Raw genomic sequence first — 25,224 nt, 5'->3', positions numbered from 1 at the left:
GATGTGCCATCTCACAGACATCACAGCAGATGTCCTAAACAGCTAAATAAAAATCGAAATAACTAAATCTATATAACTAAATCAATATAACTAACAAGAAGAGACCAATTATGGCTTCAACAATGCAAAGTTCACAACACACAACAACAGACGGTGGTAGCGGTAATTATCGCTTTGCTCTGGTGTCATTAACATCGCTGTTTTTTATGTGGGGGTTTATTACCTGCCTAAACGACATTCTAATTCCGCATTTAAAAGCGGTGTTCTCACTTAACTATACCGAAGCCATGTTGATTCAATTTTGCTTTTTTGGTGCTTACTTTTTGGTGTCATTGCCAGCCGGTAAGTTAGTGAAAAAGATGGGATATCAAAAAGGTATAGTGTGCGGGTTATTGATTGCCTGTGTAGGGTGTTTATTGTTTTACCCAGCCGCTGCGTTTGCCACTTACGGTTTATTCTTAGGCGCGCTGTTTGTGTTGGCGTCAGGCATTACTATTTTACAAGTGGCCGCTAACCCTTATGTTAATGCCTTAGGCAGTGTTGAAACCGCATCGAGCCGCTTAAACCTAACTCAGGCGTTTAATGCGTTAGGTACAACGGTTGCCCCTTATTTTGGCGCGGTATTGATTTTGTCTGTGGCTACGGGCGCAGTAGCAGGCTTAAGCCATGCTCAAGCAGAAGCTGAAGTCGTTAAACTGCCATATCTTATTTTGGCAGGTATGTTGGGTTTGCTGGCCTTAATTTTCTCTAAACTAAACTTACCGACCATTGCAGAACACAATGAAGTGTCAGACAACAATGGCATTGTTACGCATAACGGGAAAACCAGTGCATGGCAGAGTATGCACTTAGTATTAGGTGCGGTGGGTATTTTTGTTTATGTGGGCGCAGAAGTCTCAATTGGCAGCTTTTTAGTTAACTTTTTAGGCGAAGAACATATCGCCGGATTGCAAGAAGCCGATGCGGCGAAGTACATTACCTATTATTGGGGCGGGGCGATGGTCGGTCGCTTTATTGGTTCTGCTGTAATGCAAAAAATTCCAGCTGGCACCCTATTAGCCTTTAATTCGTTAATGGCGGCGGCGTTGGTCTTAGTGGCGATGAACAGCAGCGGCGCGGTGGCTATGTGGTCTATTTTAGCGGTGGGTTTATTTAACTCGATTATGTTCCCGACCATTTTCAGCTTAGCGTTGCGTGATTTAGGACCTCACACCTCACAAGGCAGCGGCATTTTATGTTTAGCCATTGTCGGCGGCGCCATTGTGCCGTTACTGCAAGGCGTAATGGCAGATAACATGGGCTTACAATTAGCCTTTATTTTACCGGTTGTGTGTTATGGCTTTATTTTGTTCTATGGTGCTAAAGGCTCAAAAATGTAATCGCATTTTATGCGTTAACGGCTGATAAACTAAGCGACCTTCGGGTCGCTTTTTCTTGCTATCAGTGGTCTAAATCCCTATGATCGGCACGTTTTTACACTATTGTTATTTTATGAGAGAGCCCATGTTAACTTACCCGCTGTCTGGCAGTTCATCTGAATTAGTATTAAACGTACTGACCATGGTGTTAACCCGAGGAAAACCACTAGATAGAGCTTACTCTGAGCACTTTTCAGGTTTATCGCTTAATCCATCAGAACAAGCGCGGATCACCCAAGTTACTGGCGATATCTTACGTCGGCTGAATTTATATTGTTTTTTAGTCGATATCACACCTGATGAATTTGAGCGTCTAGGTTCAAAACTGCTTAATGGCTGGCATGTGTTTCATGGTCTTGATTTGCCAAAAATGCAGTATTCATTGCAAATCGAACAAGCATCATTTGATGCCAATCTTGAAAAAGCCAAAGCCGATCCTGTGTTATGGGACGGTTGTCCAGAATGGCTAAACGAGCTAGGGCAAACTCAATTAGGCGACAAGTGGCCAGCAGAGCGCGCCGCATTAACCGAGCAACCTAAGCGGTATTTACGTGTTAATGAGCTTAAGTGCGATCGTGAAAAGCTGATTGCTCGCTTGCACAAAGAGGGTGTAACAGCAATTGCATTACCCGATGTTGCCTCTGCTGTTGAAGTGACCTCCGATTCTGCACTGTTTCGCACCGATGCCTTTAAAGATGGCTGGTTTGAGCAACAAGATGCCGGTTCGCAATTAGTGGCCGATGCTGTAGGCGCCAAACCGGGTATGCGTGTGGTTGATGCGTGTGCAGGTGCAGGCGGTAAAACATTACATATAGCAGCCCAAATGCAAGGCAAGGGGCGTTTACTGGCCATGGATGTTGAGCAATGGAAACTCGATAACCTTAAAACCCGTGCCAAACGTGCCGGCGCGCATAATGTTGAAACCCGCATTATTGCCAGCTCTAAAACCATCAAACGCTTAAAGCTAACCGCCGATCGCGTTTTGTTAGATGTGCCATGTTCAGGTTTGGGTGTACTAAAACGTAACCCAGATTCAAAATGGCGTGATACTCCAGAGCGTTTGCCAGTGCTCATTGAACTGCAAAAGCATATTTTGCAAAGCTACAGCCGTATGGTCAAAGTGGGCGGAATGCTCATTTACGCAACGTGCTCAATTATGCCAGAAGAAAACCGTCAACAAGTGGATGCCTTCTTAGCTGAAAACCCACAGTTTACTTTATTAGAAGATGAAAACATTTTAGTGTCGGAGCGCGGCTTTGACGGCTTCTACCTTGCTAAGATGGAACGCATTGCCGAATAATATTTGCGCAAGGTGTTATCAACGTTATGGGACTGGATTTTCTGTAACTGATAATTAACAATTACTTAACGGTGCTTTTTTAAGCACCGTTTTTTTATTTGTACAATAAAGCATAGAATTTATAGTGTTTTATATAATTAAATCTTAATTTAACGTTGATAAACCTTCTATAAATGCATAATCTGATTAACATATTATTCAGTTGTAATATGAGTTTACTCATACCATTACGGAGCCATATGGATATAGGACCGAATATCGACAATTCTGAGCAACAACCTCTTGAAGAGGGTTACCATGAGTCAAGATTAGAGCGTTACAGCACTATCTTGAATATGGTGTTGCAAGGCCTGCCACTTGGCGAAATGCTGAACGCATTAGTGCTGCTTATCGAAGCGCAAAAAATTGGCACTCGCGCGTCAGTATTATTAATCAGCGAAGACGGGAAACGATTAATATCGGGTGCAGCACCTAACTTACCCGATGCGTATAATCAGGCCATTAACGGGATTGAAATAGGTCCTCAAGTCGGCTCATGTGGTGCGGCTGCCTTTTTAGCTGAGCGGGTTATTGTTGAAGATATTGATGGCCATCCTAATTGGCAGCAATATAAAGAGATTCCGATTAACTGTGGGTTAAAAGCGTGTTGGTCAGAACCGATTAAAGACAGTGATGGTAAAGTGCTTGGCACATTTGCCATGTATTACGACACCATAAAATCGCCTACTGATCAGGATTTAATTTTAATTCAAGAAGCGGCTCGCTTAGCCAGTTTGGCCATTGAACGCAGTCGCGGTATGCATGTTCAGCGCTTGAGCAGTAAAATCTTTAACAGCTTACCTATTGCCCTGGTGATCACCAGCGAAGACAATTCAGTATTGTCAGCTAACCCGATTTTTAAATCGTTAACTTCGACTTATTATGCCAATCTCAAATTATTTGATGTACAACGATTTTTAAGCCATTCACCCGCCGAGCAAATTGCCGATTTATTTGATCATTTATCGCGAGGCCATGCTTGGCAGGGTGAGTTAAAAGGCTTAAGAACTGATAACGACATTATCGATATATCGTTAACCGTAGCGGTGATCCGTGACTCGTTTACCCAGCAAAATTGTTTTGCCTGGTTAATTAATGATATTTCAGCCAGAAAAAATGCTGAGCAAACCATTCATTTCCAAACAAATTATGATCAACTAACCGGTTTGGCAAATCGTAAATATTTGTTCGACAGTTTACAAAGCATCATTGAACCTGATGATTTACATAAAAAAAGTGAAAAACAGTTTAGTTTGATGTTGATAGACATTGACCATTTTAAACAAATTAACGATACATTAGGCCATGATAAAGGTGACTTAGTCCTCACCTTGATGGCTAAACGTTTATCGAGTGTTATCCCTGAAAATGTGTTGTTGTCTCGGATTGCCGCCGATGAGTTTGCTTTAGTATTTCCGGGCGAAAGGTCGACAGAAACACTCATCAGTATGGTTCACGATGTCTCTGCTGTATTAGATAATCCCTTTTCAGTAGGTGGACAACATCTTAAACTGACTGTTAGCATTGGCTTAGCGCGATACCCAGACGATGCTGACAAAGTCGAGCAAATATTAAATTGTGCCACTCAAGCGATGTATAATGCTAAGTCACATGGACGTAACGGTTTTAAATTTTTTAATCAACAAATTCAGAAAGATGCAGAACGCAATGCCGAGCTTCATCTGCGTTTAAAATCGGCCATTAATGAACAGCAGTTTGAACTTTATTATCAACCGATAGTGAACCCAAATACCGGCTTAATTATTAAAGCGGAAGTATTATTACGCTGGCAATACGATGGCCGGTTTATCTCGCCAGATGAGTTTATTCCCATTGCAGAAGAGTCAGGCTTTATCGTGCAAATTGGCGAATGGGTAAGAAACCAGGCTATTGATACTATTACTACCTTACAAAACCGCGGTTTAGCGATCCCATTATCGATTAATGTGTCGACCATTGAGTTTTGGACCACCGAATTACAACAACGATTTTTAGCGTATTTTGATGCCAAAGAAGCCGAGTTCGGTGATCAGGGATTTCCCTACTCATTGATTACCTTAGAAATCACAGAATCGTTAATGATGAAAAAACTCGATACAATTAATCAATTGTTAATCGAACTTAGACATCGCGGCATGCAGATTTCGGTTGATGATTTTGGTACCGGCTATTCATCATTATCATACCTGGCGAATTTCCCCGTAGATCAGGTGAAAATTGATAAGTCTTTTATTCAAAAAATATCAATGGGTACTCGCCATGAAGCACTCATTGAAGCGATTGTCAGTATGAGTCGTGCTTTAGATTTATCGATTGTCGCCGAAGGTGTTGAAACTCAAACAGAACTGGATTTTATGAAACTGCAAAATATTGAGGCTGTGCAGGGGTACTTTTTCTACAAACCGATGCCAGAACACGCATTCTTTGAGTTATTAGCCAAACAGGCCCAACTCAGTTAACCGCTGTTAGTTTAGGGCCTGATGATCTTTCAAGGTTATTTTTGCGATGAACCCCAATGGCAGTGTGTGTTTGATAGTGTTAAATAAAAATGCCGCATAATACTATGCGGCATTTTTATTGAACCAGCTTAAGCTAAATCGAGTTAACCCTAACCGAGTTAACCCAAAAAGGCCATTAATTAAGCATGCTCTTTGGTTCAGTAAACTCAAGGTTTAATGCTTCAGCGACTTCTTTACACACGACTTTACCGTGGATAACGTTCAAGCCATTTAATAAATGTTTGTCATTTAATAAAGCTTGTTTGTAACCTTGGTTAGCTAACTTAATGATATAAGGAAGTGTTGCATTGTTTAATGCGAAAGTAGAGGTACGTGCAACAGCACCAGGCATGTTAGCAACACAATAGTGTACTACGTCATCAACAATATACGTTGGGTCTTGGTGAGTGGTAGCGTGTGAAGTTTCAACACAACCACCCTGATCGATTGCCACATCAACAATCGCACTGCCAGGCTTCATACGCTTAACCATGTCTTTAGTGATAAGCTTTGGTGCTGCTGCACCTGGTACTAATACACCACCAATCACTAAGTCAGCTTCAAGCACATGACGCTCAATGGCATCTGCAGTTGAGTAAATGGCTTTCACAGCAGAACCAAATTGCACGTTTAGACGACGTAATGCATCAATGCTACGGTCAAGTACAACCACATCGGCACCCATGCCAACAGCCATTTGCGCTGCGTTAGTACCTACCATGCCGCCACCGATGATCACAACTTTAGCCGGTTCAACACCAGGTACGCCACCTAATAGCATGCCGCGGCCACCTAATGATTTTTCAAGTGCACGCGCACCCGCTTGAATCGACATACGGCCAGCCACTTCTGACATAGGGGCAAGTAGCGGTAAACCACCACGGTCGTCAGTCACTGTTTCGTAAGCGATACACACTGCACCGCTCGCAACTAAATCATTAGTTTGAGCCAAATCTGGCGCAAGGTGTAAATAAGTAAATAAAATTTGATCGTTACGTAACATCGCTCGTTCAACTGCTAACGGCTCTTTCACTTTTACAATCATTTCAGCTTTAGCAAAGACTTCTGCAGCAGTTGCTAAAATTGAAGCACCAGCATCAATATAATCTTGATCGGTAAAACCGATACCCACACCCGCATCAGATTGAACAAATACGTCATGACCTTTAATGGTCAATTCGCGCACGCTTGAAGGAACCATGCCAACACGGTATTCGTGGTTTTTGATTTCTGTTGGTACACCAATAATCATTTTTGAGCCTCAATTTGCATAAAACCCACTTATAAGTGGGTATAGTTGTTATTAATTGTGACCTGAACGTGCTTATTTCAGGGAACTCTAGTATAGTTCCGGTTAAGCAGATTATGCTGCTGAAGATTCCCCTTAAAAAGGTTTAAATATTGTTTTAGGGACAAAACAAGGTTAAATGTATGGCAACTAATAAAAACTATTCCATTAAAGATTTAGACCGTATCGATCGCAACATACTCAATGAACTTCAAATTGACGGACGCATCTCTAATGTAGAGTTATCTAAAAGAGTGGGTTTAAGTCCAACGCCCTGTCTTGAAAGAGTTAAACGACTTGAAAAACAAGGGTTTATTAACGGGTACACAGCACTCGTTAATCCACATTATTTAGGTGCATCACTGTTAGTCTTTGTTGAAATAACCTTAAACAGAGATACTCCAGACATTTTCGACCGCTTTAATCGTGCCGTTCAATTACTTGATGACATTCAAGAATGCCATTTAGTTTCTGGTGATTTCGACTACTTATTGAAGACTCGAGTATCAGATATGTCTGCATATCGACGATTATTAGGTGAAACCTTGCTGAAATTACCGTCTATATCAGATACTCGTACTTATGTGGTGATGGAAGAGGTAAAGCAAACGAATAAAGTTGCTTTATACAACTTAGGATAACCTTATCTTAATCACTAAGTGGTTTTACCTGTTAGGTAGCATGAAGTGCTAGCTGCAATGCCTTATATTTCAATCGTGATGGACAATAGCGCTGCAACTTATCAGTTCATCATTGATTGTTTTTGTCGATAAATCACTCAGTTTTATGCATCTCAATCGCAGTTTTGATTTGTTGGATTAATTCCCTATAACAATCCATTGAGCTTGATGAAATCAAGGTGCATAATCACTGCAAATACAGTGATATTCTGTTATCTTAACCCTTATTTTTCACTCTTTTATGGATGTTTTCGTTTGACTCAGGAAAATAGTCTAAAAACACTCAGCGGCTTACAACGCTTGCTTGAAGGTGGTTTAATTCTTTGTTGCATGGTTGCAACCTACATTCTATTGGCGCTATCCAGTTTTAACCCGAATGATCCGGGCTGGAGTCAGTCGCATTTTCAAGGTGAAATTCATAACTGGACTGGCGCTGTAGGTGCTTGGACAGCCGATGTGCTGTTTTACTTTTTTGGCTTTATTGCCTTTTTAATCCCAGTGATTATTGCCACCACAGGGTGGTTTATTTTTAACCGTGCTCATCGGGTATTTGAGATTGATTATTTTTCCGTCGGATTACGCATCATAGGCTTTATGCTCATGCTGTTGGCGTTAGCCGCACTAGTCAGCATGAACGCCGACAACATGTTTGTGTTTTCAGCCGGTGGCGTAGCCGGTGATGTGATAGGGCAGGCGATGCTGCCGTATTTTAGTACGTTAGGCACCACACTGTTATTAATGTGCTTTATTTGTGCCGGTTTTACCTTAGCTACAGGGGTAAGTTGGCTCACTATTATTGAGTTAATTGGTTTTGGTGCCATTTGGTGTGCCAAAAAAGTATGGACGTTACCAAGCCTGTTTAAGCGTGAGCGTGAAACCGAAGACACCAAAGGCTTTATGTCATTGGTTGATAAGTTCAAACAACGCCGTGATGAATTAGACGATCAAGACGCTTCAGATATACCCGTTACATCAAAAGAGGCTAAAAAAGCCAAAGAGATGTTTGCAACCAAGGCTGCAGTCGAAGACGACATAGCCGTTGCGCCGGTGGAGAAAAAACGCAGCTTCTTTAGCCGTAAACCTAAAGTGGTTGACGTATTTGAACCCCGCGATATTGATGATGACGAATTAGACACCGATGACCGTCAAGAGCCGTCGATTAAACTGCAAGATGACGAGCCAACATTTGCACCATGGGTTGCCAGTAAAGACGATGTAGATGAAGTCAGCTTTAGTGTTAACAATGATATCGACGATACTGACACTGAGAATGATATCGATATCACGCCCGATCCATTTGCAGGAGCGTTTGAGAAACCGCATTCTGTAGGTGCGTTAGTGGCTCAAAAACAACCGAAAAAAGAAGCCAAAATTGTCGATGGTTTAGTGGTGATTGATGGCCAGGCACCACAAGAAAAACGCAAAATGGATCCACTACCCAGCATTACTTTACTTGATGTACCCGATCGTAAGAAAAACCCGATTAGCGAAGAAGAGCTCAACCAGGTTGCAAGATTGGTTGAAACCAAACTGGCTGATTTTAATATTATTGCCAACGTGGTTGGAGTCTATCCTGGCCCGGTGATTACTCGTTTTGAGCTTGAATTGGCTCCAGGGGTAAAAGCATCAAAAATCTCTAACCTTGCTAAAGATTTAGCGCGTTCTTTATTAGCTGAAAACGTGCGAGTTGTAGAGGTTATTCCGGGTAAAGCGTATGTCGGTATTGAGATACCAAACAAGTTCCGTGAAACCGTATTTATGCGCGATGTGCTAGACAGCGAAGCGTTCAACGACAGTAAATCAACGTTATCGATGGTGCTTGGCCAAGACATCGCCGGTGAGCCCGTTGTCGTCGATTTAGGTAAAATGCCGCATTTATTGGTGGCAGGTACGACAGGTTCTGGTAAGTCTGTCGGGGTTAACGCGATGATCACCAGCTTGTTATATAAATCTGGCCCTGATGATGTTCGCTTTATCATGATTGACCCTAAAATGCTTGAGCTGTCGGTATATGAAGGCATCCCACATTTATTATGTGAAGTGGTCACCGACATGAAAGAAGCGGCCAATGCACTGCGTTGGTGTGTAGGTGAAATGGAACGTCGTTACAAATTAATGTCGGCTTTAGGTGTACGTAACTTAAAAGGTTACAACTACAAAATTAAAGAAGCTGCTGCCAAAGGTGAATACATTCCAGACCCATTATGGAAATCATCTGAGAGCATGCTAGATGAAGCGCCGCCATTAGAAAAGTTGCCATCAATTGTGGTGATTGTCGATGAGTTTGCCGACATGATTATGATTGTGGGTAAAAAAGTTGAAGAGCTCATTGCTCGTATTGCGCAAAAAGCACGTGCGGCAGGGATCCACTTAATATTAGCGACACAGCGTCCGTCGGTTGATGTGATCACCGGTTTGATTAAAGCCAACATCCCAACCCGTATAGCGTTCCAGGTGTCGTCACGTATCGACTCGCGCACCATTTTAGATCAACAAGGTGCAGAAACCTTGTTAGGCATGGGCGACATGTTGTATTTACCACCCGGTACCAGTGTACCTAACCGTGTCCATGGTGCATTTATTGACGATCATGAAGTGCACAAAGTGGTAGCCGATTGGTGCGAACGTGGTAAGCCACAGTATATTGATGAGATTTTAAATGGGGTGTCAGAAGGTGAGCAAGTGCTGCTGCCGGGTGAAACCTCAGATACTGAAGAAGAATATGATGCGCTTTATGATGATGCCGTGGCGTTTGTAACCGAAACCCGCCGAGGCTCTATTTCAAGCGTACAACGTAAGTTTAAGATTGGTTACAACCGCGCCGCTCGCATCATTGAAATGATGGAAGGCCAAGGTATTGTGAGCTCGCAAGGCCACAACGGTAACCGCGAGGTGTTGGCACCGCCACCACCAAGAAGCCAATAGGAATAATGATGAACAAACGCATTACAGTTTTAAGTACAGTATTAAGCCTATTTTTAACGACGAGCATGTTATCTGCCGCCGTGCAGGCCGATGACGCCACCGAATTACGCACCAAACTAGCTAAAATAGATAACTTGCATGCCACGTTTTCTCAGCAAGTGACCGACATTAACAATAAGCCTATTCAAAGTGGTAACGGCGTATTTGCACTGGCTTATCCTAACCAATTTTACTGGCACTTAACCGAGCCAGACGAATCATTGATTGTGGCCGACGGCACCAACTTATGGGTGTTTAACCCCTTTGCCGAAGAAGTGACAGTAATGGATGTTTCACAAGCCGTTGATGCCTCGCCAATGGCGTTATTAGTGCATCGTGATGATGAAACATGGAACAAATACACAGTAATAAAGCGTAAAAACAAAGCTAAATCGAACTGTTTTGATATTCAACCTAAAAAGTTAAATAGCAGCGTTGTTGCGGTCAGTGTGTGTTTTAATGCAGATCAATTAACTCAATTTAACTTAACTGACGAACAAGGTAATTTAAGCCAATTCCAATTGTCTGCGCAGCGTGCTGTGTTGCCTGCTGAAAAAAACTTGTTTAAGTTTGCCATTCCAGACAACGTTGATATTGATGATCAGCGTTTAAAGCAAGTTAATTAAGTCGTTTCATGGCTAATCTAGGTTTCGATTTTGCACCCGATTTTCGTCCTTTGGCTGCGCGTATGCGGCCAAGGGAAATCAGTGAGTATATTGGCCAGGCTCACTTGCTTGGCGAAGGTCAGCCGCTGCGTAAAGCGCTAGAGGCAAACCGAGCCCATTCAATGCTATTGTGGGGGCCACCCGGAACAGGTAAAACCACCTTAGCAGAACTCATTGCCCATTATGCTAATGCCCATGTCGAGCGAATTTCAGCGGTAACCTCGGGTGTAAAAGATATTCGAGCGGCCATTGAGCAAGCCAAAGCCATTGCGCAAAGTCGTGGCCAGCGCACCTTATTATTTGTCGACGAAGTCCATCGTTTCAACAAAAGCCAACAAGATGCCTTTTTACCGTTTATTGAAGACGGTACGGTTATTTTTATTGGTGCGACAACCGAAAACCCCTCGTTTGAAATCAATAACGCCTTATTGTCACGTGCGCGTGTGTATTTAATCAATCGGTTAACACCCGATGAAATAGCCTTAATTGTTAATCAAGCCTTAACGGATGTTGAGCGTGGTTATGGCAAACGCCAATTAATACTACCGACAGACGTTGCTAAACAACTTGCCGACATCAGTGAAGGTGATGCCCGCAAAGCGTTAAACTTGCTTGAGCTCATGAGTGATTTAGTTAGCGACGGCGGTGAGTTTACAACAGAGATGCTCACTCAAGTAGCAGGACATCAAGCGGCAGGTTACGACAAAAATGGCGATCAGTTTTACGACTTAATTTCAGCGGTACACAAATCAGTAAGAGGCTCAGCGCCTGATGCTGCACTTTATTGGTTTTGCCGGATTTTAGAAGGCGGCGGCGATGCACTCTATGTTGCCAGGCGTTTATTGGCCATTGCCTCTGAAGACATCGGTAATGCCGATCCTGTCGCCATGACTGTTGCGCTTAATGCCTGGGATTGTTATCACCGTATCGGCCCCGCAGAAGGTGAGCGCGCTATCGCACAAGCGGTGCTTTATTTAGCCAGTGCGCCTAAAAGTAATGCCGTGTACAGTGCATTTGGCGCCGCACGAGAGTTAGCTAAACAAACTGGCCATGAGCCTGTGCCCAATCATTTGCGTAATGCGCCAACCAAACTGATGAAAGAAATCGGCTTTGGTAAAGAATACCGCTATGCCCATAACGAACCGGGCGCGTTTGCACCTGGTGAGAATTACTTTCCTGAATCACTCAAGCACAGCCAGTTTTACCAGCCAACGAATCGTGGTTTTGAGAAACGTATTCAAGAAAAATTGGCACAACTCAACGAGCTTGACAGGCAAAGTGAGGTCAAACGCTATGACTAATGTATTACTTGTGGCGCTGGGTGGCTCAATTGGTGCTGTTTTACGCTATCTTTTGTCAATATTTATGATCCAGCTATTTGGAAGCAGTTTTCCTTTTGGTACACTGATGGTCAATATATTGGGATCGTTTTTAATGGGCGTTGTTTATGCACTCGGGCAACTGAGTCACGTGAGTCCAGAATTAAAAGCCTTGGTTGGTGTGGGTTTATTAGGCGCACTCACCACGTTTTCAACTTTCTCGAATGAAACCTTATTGCTGATCCAGGACGGCCTTTGGCATAAGGCTGTTTTAAATGTGTTGTTGAATGTCACCTTGTGTCTTTTTATGGTGTACATCGGTCAACAACTTGTATTTTCTCGCGTTTAACTAAAAAGAACTGACAACATGCTAGATCCAAAATTTTTGCGTAACGAACTCGAAGTCACTGCCGAGCGTTTAGCCTCTCGTGGTTTTTCTCTTGATGTCGATAATTTGACCAAGCTTGAAGAAAAGCGTAAATCGCTTCAAGTAGAAACTGAAGACTTACAAGCATCGCGTAACGCGATTTCTAAGTCGATTGGCCAAGCTAAAGCTCGCGGCGAAGACACGAGTTCCATTATGGCGCAAGTGGGTGATTTAGGATCGCAGTTAGATGCGAAAAAGGCTGAGCTTGCTGAGCTATTACAACAAATTAACGTTATTGCCATGAGCGTACCGAACTTGCCAGACGAGTCAGTGCCAGTAGGTAAAGACGAAAGCGAAAACGTTGAAGTGCGTCAGTGGGGCACCCCAAAAGTATTCGACTTTGAAGTCAAAGATCACTTAGATTTAGGCGAAGCACTTGGCGGATTAGACTTTAAAAGCGCCGTTAAAATTACAGGTTCGCGCTTTATTATTATGCGCGGCCAAATAGCCCGTTTAAATCGTGCATTAGGTCAGTTTATGCTAGACCTTCACACCACAGAACACGGTTACACAGAAACTTACGTTCCGTTACTCGTTAACGAAGACAGCTTAATGGGCACAGGCCAATTACCTAAATTTGGTGAAGACTTATTCCACACTAAACCGGCCACAGAAGAAGGTCAGGGTTTATCGCTTATTCCTACCGCTGAAGTGCCATTAACTAACTATGTTCGCGACATGATTGTTGATGAAAGTGAACTGCCAATGAAGATGACGGCATTAACGTCATGTTTCAGAAGTGAAGCGGGTTCATACGGCCGTGATACTCGCGGGCTAATTCGCCAACACCAATTTGATAAAGTTGAGCTAGTGCAAATTGCTCATCCAGATAACTCTATGGCAGCATTAGACGAAATTACTGCTAATGCTGAAAGAGTATTACAGCTATTAAACCTGCCTCACCGCACTATGGTGTTGTGTACCGGTGACATGGGCTTTGGCTCAAGCAAAACCTTCGACATTGAAGTATGGTTACCCGCGCAAAATACTTACCGTGAAATTTCATCTTGTTCAAATATGAAAGATTTCCAGGCGCGTAGAATGCAAGCTCGATACCGTAGCAAAGTCGACAATAAGCCTGCATTATTACACACACTCAACGGTTCTGGTTTGGCTGTCGGTCGTACGTTAGTAGCCGTTCTTGAAAACTATCAAAACCAAGACGGCACCATTACGGTACCTGATGTATTACGTCCATACATGGGCGGTTTAAGCGTCATTGGTTAATGCTTAATGGTTAATGGTTAATGGTGTAATGTATTTGTCGTGCTCCTCGAGTGCGACAAACATTTTTGATACTTTTTAAAGGATAATAAGCGGTGGCTACTGGTCAGCGTAATAACAGCAGATTTGTGTCGTCTTCGATTGGGATGTTTTTTGTATTATTGGTATTCGTGTTGCTTGGTCAAGTCGCCTTTATCTTATTAGATAATGTCGTACCTCAGTAAAGCCTCTGAATATAAAGCCCTGAATGTAAAGCCCTAAATTTAAAGCCCAAATCAAAGCGTCGAAGTAAAAGTACCGAAAAATAGTGAACAGTAAAAAGCCCAGTTAAGCATGCTTAACTGGGCTTTTTTTTTGGTGTTTATACCATTGCGCATTAATAAGTGACCACTCAGAATGCGTCCAGCGGTTTTTGATTAAGGCGTCGCTATGTAGTAATGGTAGTTCCCTTTCAAATAGCGAGAACGCAAAGCACAAGCTGCTGGGGTATTCCTTTCAGGCGAGTTTTAAAAGGGCTTACACTGCGTTGCATGCCTTCGAAAGAGAATAACTATTCATTCAGTCATTCGCCTTGTTTAAACCCTTTTAAATTCTCGCTGAGAGATCATTTACTAACGCGCAATGGTATTTCAATAATCTACAAGCATTTAGCCGGTTTTGGTAATCCGGCAATTTTAGTGGCTTGCTTGGCCGGCCCAATTGGGAATAGGGTATACAGGTATTTAGAGTTACCTTTATCTGCACCTAAGCTTTGGCCAATAGCTTTAACTAACACTCTGATCGCTGGGCTGGTTTTGTATTCTAGGTAAAAATTGCGTACAAACCGAATCACTTCCCAGTGTTGCTCTGTCAGTTCAATGTTTTCAGTCGCTGCAATAACTGGCGCCATCGACTCTTGCCAATCTGCAACATTTTTTAAATAGCCTTGATGATCAATTTCAATCTGTTGACCATTAAATTCAAAAGAGTTTACCAAGTGATGACCTTGTTATGCTTAAGTGATTGCTCAACAAAATCTGAGTAATCAATAATATGAAAAAGTTCGGCTGACATATGTTCTGCAATCATATCAATCCGCTGCTGTAATCCCCGCGCTTGAATATCATCTTGCAACACAAATAGGTTAACCGAGGCTAAACGCTGTTGCCACGGGGTTTGTAATAAGCAGTTAACGGCATCGCCAGCCAATAATATACTGTCGTTAGGGTGAATGTACCGTAAGCAGGTGTTGAGTGCATTGTCGGTTAATGCTGATGTTTGAATATGATGTAAAATCAAAATACTAATACCTCATCAACCGCTTGCAATGTTTGGGTTATCATATCGGCACTAGCAACCTCGGCATCAATACTCAATTCGCTAACATTCATCCCCAAGTGCTGCATCGATTCACTGCACACTAATACTGTTTCAATATCGTATAACGGCAGTGCTTTTAGGGCCGCTAAGTAATCTTTTGCGCCTGCTTGCTCTGGGGTTTGCCCACCCAGAAGATGTAATACCGCTTCGTCAGTAAAAATAAGATTCACTTGTTGCTCAAAGCTGGCGCTGAGCATCGCAACATCGAGACCTTCGCGGCCACTGGTGGACCCAAATGGTGCATGGCGAAATACAATGGCCACAGATTTCATGATTGATCCTATCGATTTTAAAAGCTGATTAAACGATCGGCTTTTTCTATGCCAACCACTAATTCGCCTAAGCCGCCCATGCTAAAGGCTTCGTCACTGTTCCAATGGCTTTTGCCGTTTTCAACCGCTTCTTGCTGTGATAACACCCCACGGCGAAGCGCAGCAGACACGCAATTAGTGAGCGGCACATTATGTTGCTGTGCAAAGGTTTGCCACTTAGCATGCATGTCTATTTCGTCTGAGGCTGGGCAGGTAAGGGCGTTACTGTTTGTCACGCCATCTTGGTAGAAAAAGACCGTGATAATGTCATGACCATTGGCCAACACACTTTGACAAAAGGTCAATGCACGAAAACTGGCGCTAGAGCCATAAACACTGCCGTTTACTTGAATAATGAATTTGCTCATGATAAAAAAAATGACCCTAAAGTAGGGTCATTTTATCGTAATTTAACGCTGAACTCTATCGGCGATTAATCGTCGTTGCCCATACCCATTAAATGCAGAAGACTCATAAATAAGTTTAAGAAATCTAAAAATAATGAAACGGTTGCACGGATGTAGTTGGTTTCGCCGCCGTTCACGATACGGCTAGTGTCATATAAAATAAAACCGGTCATCAGTAATGCAATACCCGCGTTCATTGCCATAAACATAATCGAGCTTTGCACAAATAAGTTAATCACTAGTGCGCCAATCATGACTAACATGCCAGCAAACAAGAACCCGCCCATAAACGAGAAGTCTTTTTTAGTGGTCAGTGCATAAGCTGATAACGCCACAAAGATAACGGAAGTTAAGCCAAGTGCTTGCATAATTAAGCCAGGGCCATTGGCCATACCAGCATAATGGTTAAGAATGTAGCCTAATGAAGCACCTTCCATACCGGTAAAGGCAAATACCCAAAAGATACCCGCAGCAGTGTCAGCTTTTTTCAATGTAACAAATAATAATACTAAGCCACCTAATGCTAAGCCCAGTGATGGCCAGCGACCAATTTCAAATAACATGCTTAAACCTGCGCTAGCCGCAGCAAAAGCCAATGTCATTGATAACAGCATATAGGTGTTTTTTAACAGTTTATTGACTTCAGTAGTCGATAGACTAGGGGATATAACTGATTGTTGACTCATTATCGTCTCCAGAGATTAACTCAATGATTTGTTCAACGCGAAAACCTATCGTTTTCACTCTGACAGTAAATCTTTGTTACTAGCGTAAGCAATGTACATTAAATATAAATTAATTTATGACATCGATTCATGTCGCTACGTTACCATAAAGCTAAGAGTAATATAACCTTATAATCTTCAATAGCTTCCGTTTAGCTTAGCCATTCTTTTTTAAGCTTAGGTGTCTCGCCTAAATAATCCAGAACCCACTGCATTGCAGGGGTCATATTGGCATTATTCCAGGCCAAACAGCAGGCGGTATCTTGTTTGGGTTTGTCTAATTGCTTTTCTATTAATGCACCGGCTTTAATGAATATATCCGCCAAATGGTTAGGCATATAACCTACACCTAAGCCTTCACGAAAACAGTTTAATGCGCGGATCCAGTCTGGCACTACAATACGGCGCTGATTATTTAATAACCAGTTAGGTCTGTGTGCGATATTATGCGCGGTATCTTGTAAACAAATGGACGGATATTGTAATAACTCCTCGTCAGTTAATGCATGTTCAGCTTTAGCCAATGGGTGGTTTTTACCGACCAAAAACGACCACTGAATCATTCCCATATCGCGAGACTTAAATACCCCACCAACAGGAATACTCGAGGTCGCGCCAATGGCAACATCACTCTTACCTGTCGATAACGCTTCCCATACGCCGTTATACACTTCAAGGCGGATGATTAATTCAATGTCGGTAAAGTGGCGATAAAAATCGGCAATCAACCCGCTTATCTTGTCGGCGCGCACCATATTATCAATCGCGATAGACAAAGAAGGCCGCCAACCATTGGCGACTTTTTGAGTATCACGCTTGATGTTATTCAATTTAGTCATGATCTCACGCGACTGAGCCACAAAATGCTCACCCGCAGGCGTCAAACTCACACTACGATGATGACGTTCAAATAAGATGACCCCTAGGTCATCTTCAATTTGTTTAATTGCATAACTCACCGCCGAGGGGACTTTATTTAATTTATTGGCGGCGGCAGTAAAACTGCCCACTCGGGCAACTATATCTATCATTTCGAATGCTTGTTCTGAAAGCATCTCGCTATCCTTGGCATTGGCAACATTACTTGCAGTAAAGGTAAACATTAACCCCAATCAAATCAAGCAAAGTCGCGGTTATCAGCTGTTTAATCACATATTTTGCTGAGCAAAAGACCAGATAACCTGTTTAATGAATGCAGACCATTCTCAATACCCAATAAATTACAGTCGTGTGAGTCACTATATCGATCTAACAGTGCTGATAAATCAGCATCCACACGCTACCCACCTATATTCTGAGTGTTTTATCGCCACTTAACTGATTATTTTCAATTTACCCTTTACACCAAACAGCCATTGTCATATTATTCGGCCGCTCGGAGGGATGGCAGAGTGGTCGAATGCACCGGTCTTGAAAACCGGCAACGGTTTATCCCGTTCTAGGGTTCAAATCCCTATCCCTCCGCCACATTAAAAACAAAAAAAGCCGTTGATTATCAACGGCTTTTTTTGTTTTTGGCGTTTGAGGGGCTCTCCATAAGGATTGACTCAGACAATGTATCCGCTTTTTACATGAGCAGAGCACCCAACAACGTATACTTCACACGTATCTGTTTAGCCAAATATTTACGCGACAAGGGCTTTCCCTTTGACGTAAAAGTCTCCTTATTGACTCGTGACAGAGCAGAAGCGGTCATCCGTAACATTGATGTTGCCGGAGCACTCAAAAAAATCATCAAGTCTATTGACCATCAAACCCGTATTAATGATTTTATTCGCTACGTTGATGAGGTCATTAACCATCTTAGAGCTCAGTTTGATGCTGATGATTCTGATATTACGTTCAACATCACGCAAAAACCTCATGCTATCCCCATTAGAGAGACTAAATTGTCTCAGCATCGTGAAACTACCGCTGTGGCGCAAGCAAAGCCTGTTATTGGGTTAAACGAAGCATTAAGCGCATTTATTATTTCAAAACAAAAATCAGCCATTCGGCCGCTGGACGCACATTGAACTTAAACGACTACTTCGCAGCTCATCATTCAAGGCTTCAACAACCGATTTCAAATGGGTCACCCGATTAATGCTTTATGGCGGCTTAAGGCCCTCAGAAGCCTGCCAGCTCAAACCTGGAGATATCAAACTAATCGACGGCATACACTGCATTAGCGTTGATGACAGTGGTGCTGTACAACGATTAAAGAACCTCAATGCCAAACGTTATGTGCCCATACATCAGCGCTTGCTTGAGCTAGGCTTTATTGCGTTTGTTGAGCAAAGAAAATCAACACATACCCAGTTGTTTGACTATAAACCTGTAGGCATCATTGAAGATTGGTCAAAAACTTACTGCAAACAGCTCGCCAAGCTTCAAACCGAGATAGGCATCCAAGCGAACCTGCGCCCCACATCATATGGCTTCAGACACACTTTTATCGATGAAATGAAGCAACTGGATATCAGTGAGCATATCGTGGCGCAAATTGTCGGTCACGCTAATCCCAACATCACTTACAGTCGTTACGGTAAAGATATAAACGTTACTGCATTGCTTAAGGATATTGAGAAAATTGACTATCAAATTTGATGATCGGGTGTGGTTAATCGATAAGCATTAAACCTCGAAAAATATCCAGACGCAATTGGCAGCAACAGTACCAAATTAGGCACAAACACTGCCAACGCTGTAATTCTTTCGCTACAGCAGAGAGCGAAATATGATGGTATTGAAAATGGCTCGCAGTCGGTGAGTGCGAAGCAAAAAGCAGCCCACAATTATGTGGGACTAGTACGTAACCCGGTACGCTTGTATCCCACTTTTTGTTCCAAAAAGGTCGGATACAAGCTCGGGCAAGGGGATACCCCTTAACCCCAAAGCCACATGCTGCGCATGTGAAAAAATCAAAAGCGTGAAAGATAAAATCAGCATGCACCTTTTCTGTGTCATGTACTGATTTTATGTACGTTTGTAATGGTGTTTCATCGATTTACGCTAAAAAACGATTGAAAATCGTTCTTTAGTTGTATCGCTTTAAAAATAGAAAAACCGTAACAATCTAATTTTGTTGTCTTTAATTTTTAGTATAGTGCGCAAAAATTCTACTTTACGCGCAAGTTCGGTTTACTTTAGTTTGTTAGGCACATACTTTAATACGCTGTTGAACTAAGCCGCTGCGCGGAGCCAACAGAGGTTTAAATTGAGTATATAATCCTTATAGAATCAGCCAAGCAGAAAGATGTATGGTAGAACAATACAATGAAAAGGAATTTCAATGAAAAACTTACCCATTATTCGATATGTATTGACTCAAAACTGCTCTGTACCCCAGAGCCTGTATCAAAAAATCAAATTCCTACAGCATAAAACATGCCAATTAATTCAGACTAAGCATCGGCTAAGTCCAACAAGCGATTTATGCGCTGAAAATAGCACATAAATATTAAAACGTTATAGTTTGGGGAATAGATGAATATCTGCTGGATATGCGGTAGAGAAGCCACAACCAGAGAACATCGCGTTAAAGCATCTGATCTACGTTCGATTTTTGGGGTAGTTACGCAGCAGTCTCCACTGTACACAAAACAGGATGGTACCGTTAAGATTCTCCAAAGCGTGAAGAGTAACTTTGCGAAGTATTCAGCGAAAATCTGTCATCACTGTAACACAACTCAAACTCAAAAATATGATGAGGCTTGGAGTGAGTTAGCTGGCTATCTTTTGAAAAATCAGTCTGTTATAGGAAGTTGTAAAACTCTAAATGCAGGGAAGATATTTTCATGCGATTTTAAACAAGGGATTCTCTACTGCCACCTTTATCTGGTAAAGGTTTTTGGTTGTAAGATCATTGATGACAAGGTCCCCTTTGACCTGTCCGGCTTTGCAGAGTGTATTCTTTCAGGGAAAGCGCACCCAGATCTATATTTTTCTGTGGATAACAAGATAAAATTAAATAATAAAAATTATGCAGCTACCAGCCCTATACAAGTCATTCAATATGGGTGCCCTAAGAAGGTTGTTTATGCTACTTGGTATTACATCATCGGAAAGGTTCCGATAAAAATTTTGTATTATGTAAATACACCACCTATTCCCGTTCATGGACATATGATTCATCCACGGATTGGTAAAAAATTTCTACGCCTTGCGTGACTATCAACGATAAAGTGGCTGTTGTCGGATGCACTTCCGCTGAAGCTTCCGTACGCCGCAAAGCCAAGTGTCAACGCCCTGTAGTGGCATCAGGCAGAGATTAAGTGTTAAATTACTTATTCACTTTTTGGATAAACGATTTCATGCAAACCATCAGAAAGATAGGTTTGTGTAATGCCATTTCGAGTAACCATTAATTCTTCTTTCGCGGTATATCGATAAGCATCTTCACCTGGGAGCAGTTGGCCTTTTTCAATCATGACTAACTCTTCTAGATCGATGTTTACGATAAAGCTTAGATCATCTTTTGAACCTTTCAGGGTTAAGCTTTTTGAAAATGTGTAGCCCATAGACTCTTCTGTCATCGTCTTATTAATGGTTGCGATGCATGAAACGGTTTCAGGGTGAGTAAGAGAGTCTGAAGGTGACATGATTAAGTTTTCGCTATCAGTAACCAATACTACCGTCATCATTATATTGTCTTTAAAATCCATAATAACTGAATAATCGATTGAAATATCTGGCGAGTGTACTTTCCCCCAATACCAATTTTTAATCATGCCAGCTAGACTTTTCTCACCCCAATTATGGTCGTGATATCCAGTCCCTTTGATTTGAATAGTTTCGCCGTTTTTATAAAGCTCACCTTCAATATCGCCAGACGGCACCGCAACGGTCCAAGGCATAGGAGATGGCGTTCCTTCAGATGTATATGGGTGGTTGTTTTTATTTAATTTTAGCTTGGCACCATAACCATCGATTAAAGTATAAATTTCGTAGTAATCACCACTATCTCGACAGTATTCTTCGCCTAATTTAACATCACATTTGTCATAGCTCGTTGATACCTCTGCTTCGGTATATTTTTTTATTTTCGATATTTCAGGCTGTCCCTTTGTATATAAATTTAATCGGACAGAGGGTTGTCTTGGTTTTAACCTTGTGTCATTTAGTGAGTACATTACAACAAGGTAGTCGCCATTATCGAAATGAGCATCGAAGTACCACCACTCAAAATGTTGTTCTCGATTAGTGACGGGGAAATCGATATGAGTAGCATCTGCTTTAATGTAGTCGGTAGTGTAATTAGTCATTTTAATATCTCGTTAAGTGTGCGTCTGAGTACATCGGTTTTTAGATTGATTGAGTGATAAGCGAGTGAGCTTTTTATGGCGATAAGTAACACTAAGTGGGATAGAAGGGTTTACTTCAAATTAAACATAGGGCATCACTTAGATTACCTATGTTGGTCGGTAGCCTTTAAGACAACACACTTGCTTGTATTACTCATTCAACACGGTTAGCCGTATCGTTCGCTCTGTAAGACGCCTTTTGGGGATGACTAATGCAGTGAATTTGGTCTTGTTGACGACAACACCACATAAAAGCGCTCCATTACTTTTCGTTAGACGGTCAAAGCCGATGAAAACGCTAAGATATTCACCGGCCGCTATTGCCTAGAACTTAGATTGAGGTCGATAGACGAGATCCGCCTCACCGAGCTGTCTATTTACCCAATCTCGTCTTTCTTTAGTTATTTTCTTATCAAGCTTTTCGGCATAAGCCGGATTGTTAAGCCGACGCGTGCCTCGAATAAAATTCTTTGGCCCAGTAACAAGCAAATAAATAAGCCCCCAAAACTTAGCTTTAGGAAGCTTTGCAGCCTCATGTGTTCCGGGTGAAACAAAAAATGCGGTCATCGCTATGTTTGATTTGTATTCCCACCAACGTGTAAATCTTTCAAGACCTTTAAGCTCTTTAGGTGGCTCAAAACAATCCATAAAGGATTTACACAAGCGAATACCATCGGGATCATCCGAAGCTTCAGACGCAAGCATCAAGTGATACAAAATTTTCTGCCCTTCTTTGATCGTTGTAGGGAATGGAATATCATAGCTGTAACCCATTACATGCGACACGTAACGCCATAAATGCATCATTGCTTCGATTTCTTCATCGGTGACTTTTCGACCCAACATACGACTGGCTTTACCCAAAACTAAAGCGGAAATAATTGGTGCACCCAGTAAACCCGCTTGGTTGATCGGCATACCAAACTCTTCAGGATCCCATTTTTCGCTACTAAACACCGCCCGACGGATAAGTGTATGCAGCAAGCGCACGCGAAGCGCTGTTTTCCAGCCTTCCCCAAATTTTTTCATGCCGCCCACTTCAGAAATTTCAGTCCAAAAATTACAAGTCAGCAAGAAACGTTTAAACGCAGTATCATCTGAATATTGCCCCGTAGACATCAAGGTACGAGAAATATTTCGAACTCGGTAACCGTCTAATGTGGCAATACCTTGGAATTGAAAACCATAAGGGCCATAGCCCCGATAAGTCTTTGCACCGAGTTCTATTTTATCCCAATCCAACCATTGTGGATCTTCAGAAACTTCTTTCCAAATCGCTTCCAACTCAGGTGATGGGTTTTCAACCTTATCAATACCACTAGACAAAATTTGATTAATGACTTCATGAGGGTTTTCACCGTTGCGACGGATCTTAAGGATGGCAGCATCCGATAGTGGATCACCAGACCAGTTTGCCATACCGATTTTTTTCGCAAGTACAGGGTCATAATCAGGGACTTCCTTAAACAAAAGCTTCATCAGCTTATCTGTATTATCCCTGGCAGGGTTTTCTGCAAATGGGTAAATTACCATGTCACTTGGAGGAGCGGTTCGCCCCTCTGCTATTTTTAACATGGCTTGGTCTATAGCAAGTTCGGCTTCAAGGTCTTTTTCAACAAGTAAATTCATTAGTGTTGCTCCCCGATACGTGCAATAACAGATTTTGACTCTAAATAACCGCCAAGACCTTCAGTACCTAAATCACGTCCAACTCCCGATTGACGAAAGCCGCCAGTTGGTACACCTGCTGGTGGGAAGGCCGCACTATTGATAAACACCGTCCCAACGCGTAAGTCACGTGCTGATCTTTGTAATGTTGCGTGGTTTGAACCAAAAATGGTTGCACATAAACCATAATCAGAGGCATTGGCAGCCTGGATAACATCGTTAATATCATCAAATGTTTCTATGGTCATTACAGGGCCAAAAATTTCTTCTGTAAGTAAAGCACTGTCTTTAGGCAGATCGGTGATAATAGTGGGTTTAATAAAATAACCATCACTTTCAATTGCCTTTCCTCCTACTAGTACACGACCTTCTTTTTCGCCAAGCTTAATGTAGTTCATTACACGTTCAAATTGAGTTGCAGAGCACATAGGACCGATCATGTTACCATCTTGCAATGCATTACCTTGTGGTAAGTTCTCTGTAAATTCAATACAAGCTTTAGCCAATTTATCAGCAATAGAGGTGTGCGCAATAACCTTAGAACCTGATACACAGATCTGACCTGAGTTGGCGAATGTCGCCATGCAAATCATCGGGATGATAGGTTCAAGATCTGCATCACCCATAACAATGACTGGATTTTTTCCGCCTAGTTCTAAGCTGAGGCGCACCATTCTATTTGATGCTTTTTCGTGGATGTGTTTACCGATAGAAGTTGAGCCGGTAAAGGCAAATTTGTTTATGTCAGGATTGTCCAAGATTGCTTCGCCAACAACAGGACCTTCGCCTGTTACAACGTTGAATACACCAGGCGGAAAACCAACCTGACGCGTGAGCTCAGCAAGACGAAGCACAACCAAAGAAGCGTCTTCTGAAGGTTTCATAACCATGGTGCAACCAGCAGCAAGTGCAGGAGCCAATTTCCAGCTTGCTATCATCAATGGCGCATTCCAAGGAATGATGGCACCAACAACACCTACAGGTTCGAGTGTTGTGTAGCAAAAGTAATCGCCTTCGTGCATGTCTGGGCCGATATCAATCGTTTCACCCTTAATTTTTGTTGGGTAGCCCGCAAAGTAACGGAATGTCTGAACTGTTTTAAGCACTTCAAAGTTAAGCGCAAGATGGCGTGGCAGGCCGAGATCAATTGCGATCAGGTCAGCAAGTGTTTCAGCATCAGCCTCAATAGCATCAGCCAGTTTGTTAAGTAACTTCTCGCGGTCTTGAGGACTGCATTTACGCCATGGTGAGCCAATAGCAAAGGCTGCTTTTGCTGCCGCACATGCTTTATCAACATCTTGTGCTGTTGCGCGAACAGTCTGACCTATGACGGTTGCAGTCGATGGATCAATCACATCTACCGTTTGGCCAGCATTACTATTGACCCATTCACCGTTGATATACAGTCCAGGATTGCTCTGAATGAAATCGCGGGACGTGGCGCTGACTAAATCTAAAGCCGATTGTATTATTTTTGTATTCATAATTACCCCCAAGTAAAAATGCTGTAGAGCATTGTTAAGAATTGTTGTGTTGTTTTCGTTGTGTTGTTTTTATGGGTAGTTAACATTTGCATTAAAGATCTTGATGTTTTTATGTTGCAAACTGTAACGCAAATAGTGTATTACAAACTGTAACGTAAGTGCA

The 25,224-nt window shown here is 42.3% G+C and carries 22 protein-coding genes and 1 tRNA gene; 13 read left to right on the top strand and 10 right to left on the bottom strand.

The window, feature by feature from the left end:
- Positions 1 to 110 precede the first annotated feature (110 nt).
- From AC19MX_RS14895 to AC19MX_RS14885, 3 genes are all read left to right on the top strand, one after another.
- Positions 111 to 1,379 (top strand): sugar MFS transporter, encoded by a 1,269-nt coding sequence (locus AC19MX_RS14895; RefSeq protein ID WP_498299089.1) that lies wholly within the window; start codon positions 111 to 113, stop codon positions 1,377 to 1,379.
- Between the two features lie 124 nt (positions 1,380 to 1,503).
- Complete coding sequence (locus AC19MX_RS14890) at positions 1,504 to 2,718, top strand: RsmB/NOP family class I SAM-dependent RNA methyltransferase (protein WP_498299088.1); 1,215 nt, start codon at positions 1,504 to 1,506, stop codon at positions 2,716 to 2,718.
- Positions 2,719 to 2,957: 239 nt separating this feature from the next.
- On the top strand, positions 2,958 to 5,216 hold the full coding sequence (locus AC19MX_RS14885) for a bifunctional diguanylate cyclase/phosphodiesterase (protein ID WP_498299087.1): 2,259 nt from the start codon (positions 2,958 to 2,960) through the stop codon (positions 5,214 to 5,216).
- Between the two features lie 175 nt (positions 5,217 to 5,391).
- On the opposite strand, the gene ald is transcribed toward AC19MX_RS14885, so the two are convergent.
- Positions 5,392 to 6,507: an alanine dehydrogenase gene (gene ald, locus AC19MX_RS14880; protein ID WP_432399532.1), complete on the bottom strand. Its 1,116-nt coding sequence runs from the start codon at positions 6,505 to 6,507 to the stop codon at positions 5,392 to 5,394.
- Positions 6,508 to 6,686: 179 nt separating this feature from the next.
- Between ald and lrp the strand changes: the two genes are divergently transcribed.
- The 6 genes from lrp to serS all read left to right on the top strand — a co-directional run bounded on the left by lrp (position 6,687) and on the right by serS (position 13,825).
- Positions 6,687 to 7,184 (top strand): leucine-responsive transcriptional regulator Lrp, encoded by a 498-nt coding sequence (gene lrp, locus AC19MX_RS14875; RefSeq protein ID WP_432399531.1) that lies wholly within the window; start codon positions 6,687 to 6,689, stop codon positions 7,182 to 7,184.
- A 294-nt stretch (positions 7,185 to 7,478) separates the two neighbouring features.
- Positions 7,479 to 10,148: a DNA translocase FtsK gene (locus AC19MX_RS14870; protein WP_498299086.1), complete on the top strand. Its 2,670-nt coding sequence runs from the start codon at positions 7,479 to 7,481 to the stop codon at positions 10,146 to 10,148.
- An 8-nt stretch (positions 10,149 to 10,156) separates the two neighbouring features.
- Positions 10,157 to 10,813 (top strand): outer membrane lipoprotein periplasmic chaperone LolA, encoded by a 657-nt coding sequence (lolA, locus tag AC19MX_RS14865; protein WP_498299085.1) that lies wholly within the window; start codon positions 10,157 to 10,159, stop codon positions 10,811 to 10,813.
- A gap of 8 nt (positions 10,814 to 10,821) precedes the next feature.
- Complete coding sequence (locus AC19MX_RS14860; RefSeq protein WP_498299084.1) at positions 10,822 to 12,153, top strand: replication-associated recombination protein A; 1,332 nt, start codon at positions 10,822 to 10,824, stop codon at positions 12,151 to 12,153.
- The gene (gene crcB / locus AC19MX_RS14855) at positions 12,146 to 12,520 is read left to right on the top strand and encodes a fluoride efflux transporter CrcB (RefSeq protein WP_432399527.1); all 375 of its coding nucleotides are present in this window, start codon (positions 12,146 to 12,148) and stop codon (positions 12,518 to 12,520) included. Before AC19MX_RS14860 ends, crcB begins: the two co-directional genes overlap by 8 nt.
- Positions 12,521 to 12,538: 18 nt before the next feature.
- Positions 12,539 to 13,825, top strand: a complete 1,287-nt coding sequence (gene serS / locus AC19MX_RS14850; protein ID WP_498299083.1) for a serine--tRNA ligase — start codon at positions 12,539 to 12,541, stop codon at positions 13,823 to 13,825.
- Between the two features lie 634 nt (positions 13,826 to 14,459).
- Here serS and AC19MX_RS14845 read toward each other — a convergent pair.
- The 6 genes from AC19MX_RS14845 to punR form a co-directional block, all read right to left on the bottom strand.
- Complete coding sequence (locus AC19MX_RS14845; protein ID WP_498299082.1) at positions 14,460 to 14,798, bottom strand: TusE/DsrC/DsvC family sulfur relay protein; 339 nt, start codon at positions 14,796 to 14,798, stop codon at positions 14,460 to 14,462.
- Entirely contained in the window at positions 14,792 to 15,100 is a 309-nt protein-coding gene (tusB, locus tag AC19MX_RS14840) for a sulfurtransferase complex subunit TusB (protein ID WP_498299081.1), read from the bottom strand. The genes AC19MX_RS14845 and tusB overlap by 7 nt, the downstream gene beginning before the upstream one ends.
- A complete protein-coding gene (gene tusC / locus AC19MX_RS14835) occupies positions 15,097 to 15,453 on the bottom strand; it encodes a sulfurtransferase complex subunit TusC (protein ID WP_498299080.1) in 357 nt (118 codons plus the stop codon). Before tusC ends, tusB begins: the two co-directional genes overlap by 4 nt.
- Before the next feature lie 17 nt (positions 15,454 to 15,470).
- Positions 15,471 to 15,860, bottom strand: coding sequence for a sulfurtransferase complex subunit TusD (gene tusD / locus AC19MX_RS14830; RefSeq protein ID WP_498299079.1), 390 nt, complete (start codon positions 15,858 to 15,860; stop codon positions 15,471 to 15,473).
- Between the two features lie 65 nt (positions 15,861 to 15,925).
- The gene (locus tag AC19MX_RS14825; protein WP_188955293.1) at positions 15,926 to 16,585 is read right to left on the bottom strand and encodes a Bax inhibitor-1/YccA family protein; all 660 of its coding nucleotides are present in this window, start codon (positions 16,583 to 16,585) and stop codon (positions 15,926 to 15,928) included.
- 191 nt (positions 16,586 to 16,776) lie between these two features.
- Positions 16,777 to 17,679, bottom strand: a complete 903-nt coding sequence (gene punR, locus AC19MX_RS14820) for a DNA-binding transcriptional activator PunR (protein WP_498299077.1) — start codon at positions 17,677 to 17,679, stop codon at positions 16,777 to 16,779.
- A 322-nt stretch (positions 17,680 to 18,001) separates the two neighbouring features.
- On the opposite strand from punR, the gene AC19MX_RS14815 reads away from it, so the two are divergent.
- The 4 genes from AC19MX_RS14815 (at position 18,002) to AC19MX_RS14800 (ending at position 20,776) form a co-directional block, all read left to right on the top strand.
- Positions 18,002 to 18,091, top strand: a tRNA-Ser gene (locus tag AC19MX_RS14815).
- Between the two features lie 104 nt (positions 18,092 to 18,195).
- Positions 18,196 to 18,639, top strand: coding sequence for a hypothetical protein (locus tag AC19MX_RS14810; RefSeq protein ID WP_498299075.1), 444 nt, complete (start codon positions 18,196 to 18,198; stop codon positions 18,637 to 18,639).
- A complete protein-coding gene (locus tag AC19MX_RS14805; RefSeq protein WP_498299159.1) occupies positions 18,635 to 19,213 on the top strand; it encodes a site-specific integrase in 579 nt (192 codons plus the stop codon). The genes AC19MX_RS14810 and AC19MX_RS14805 overlap by 5 nt, the downstream gene beginning before the upstream one ends.
- A gap of 879 nt (positions 19,214 to 20,092) precedes the next feature.
- Complete coding sequence (locus AC19MX_RS14800) at positions 20,093 to 20,776, top strand: hypothetical protein (RefSeq protein WP_498299073.1); 684 nt, start codon at positions 20,093 to 20,095, stop codon at positions 20,774 to 20,776.
- A gap of 116 nt (positions 20,777 to 20,892) precedes the next feature.
- On the opposite strand, the gene AC19MX_RS14795 is transcribed toward AC19MX_RS14800, so the two are convergent.
- From AC19MX_RS14795 to AC19MX_RS14785, 3 genes are all read right to left on the bottom strand, one after another.
- Entirely contained in the window at positions 20,893 to 21,870 is a 978-nt protein-coding gene (locus tag AC19MX_RS14795) for a hypothetical protein (RefSeq protein ID WP_498299071.1), read from the bottom strand.
- A gap of 363 nt (positions 21,871 to 22,233) precedes the next feature.
- Positions 22,234 to 23,538 (bottom strand): oxygenase MpaB family protein, encoded by a 1,305-nt coding sequence (locus tag AC19MX_RS14790; RefSeq protein ID WP_498299069.1) that lies wholly within the window; start codon positions 23,536 to 23,538, stop codon positions 22,234 to 22,236.
- Positions 23,538 to 25,061 carry an aldehyde dehydrogenase family protein gene (locus tag AC19MX_RS14785; RefSeq protein WP_498299067.1) on the bottom strand — a complete coding sequence of 508 codons (1,524 nt, stop codon included), beginning with the start codon at positions 25,059 to 25,061 and terminating at the stop codon, positions 23,538 to 23,540. Before AC19MX_RS14785 ends, AC19MX_RS14790 begins: the two co-directional genes overlap by 1 nt.
- Positions 25,062 to 25,224 lie beyond the last annotated feature (163 nt).

Source organism: Shewanella sp. MF05956 (genome assembly GCF_059758055.1).
The sequence above is the reverse complement of the archived record's forward strand: the minus strand, read 5'-3'. Positions and strand labels throughout refer to the sequence as shown.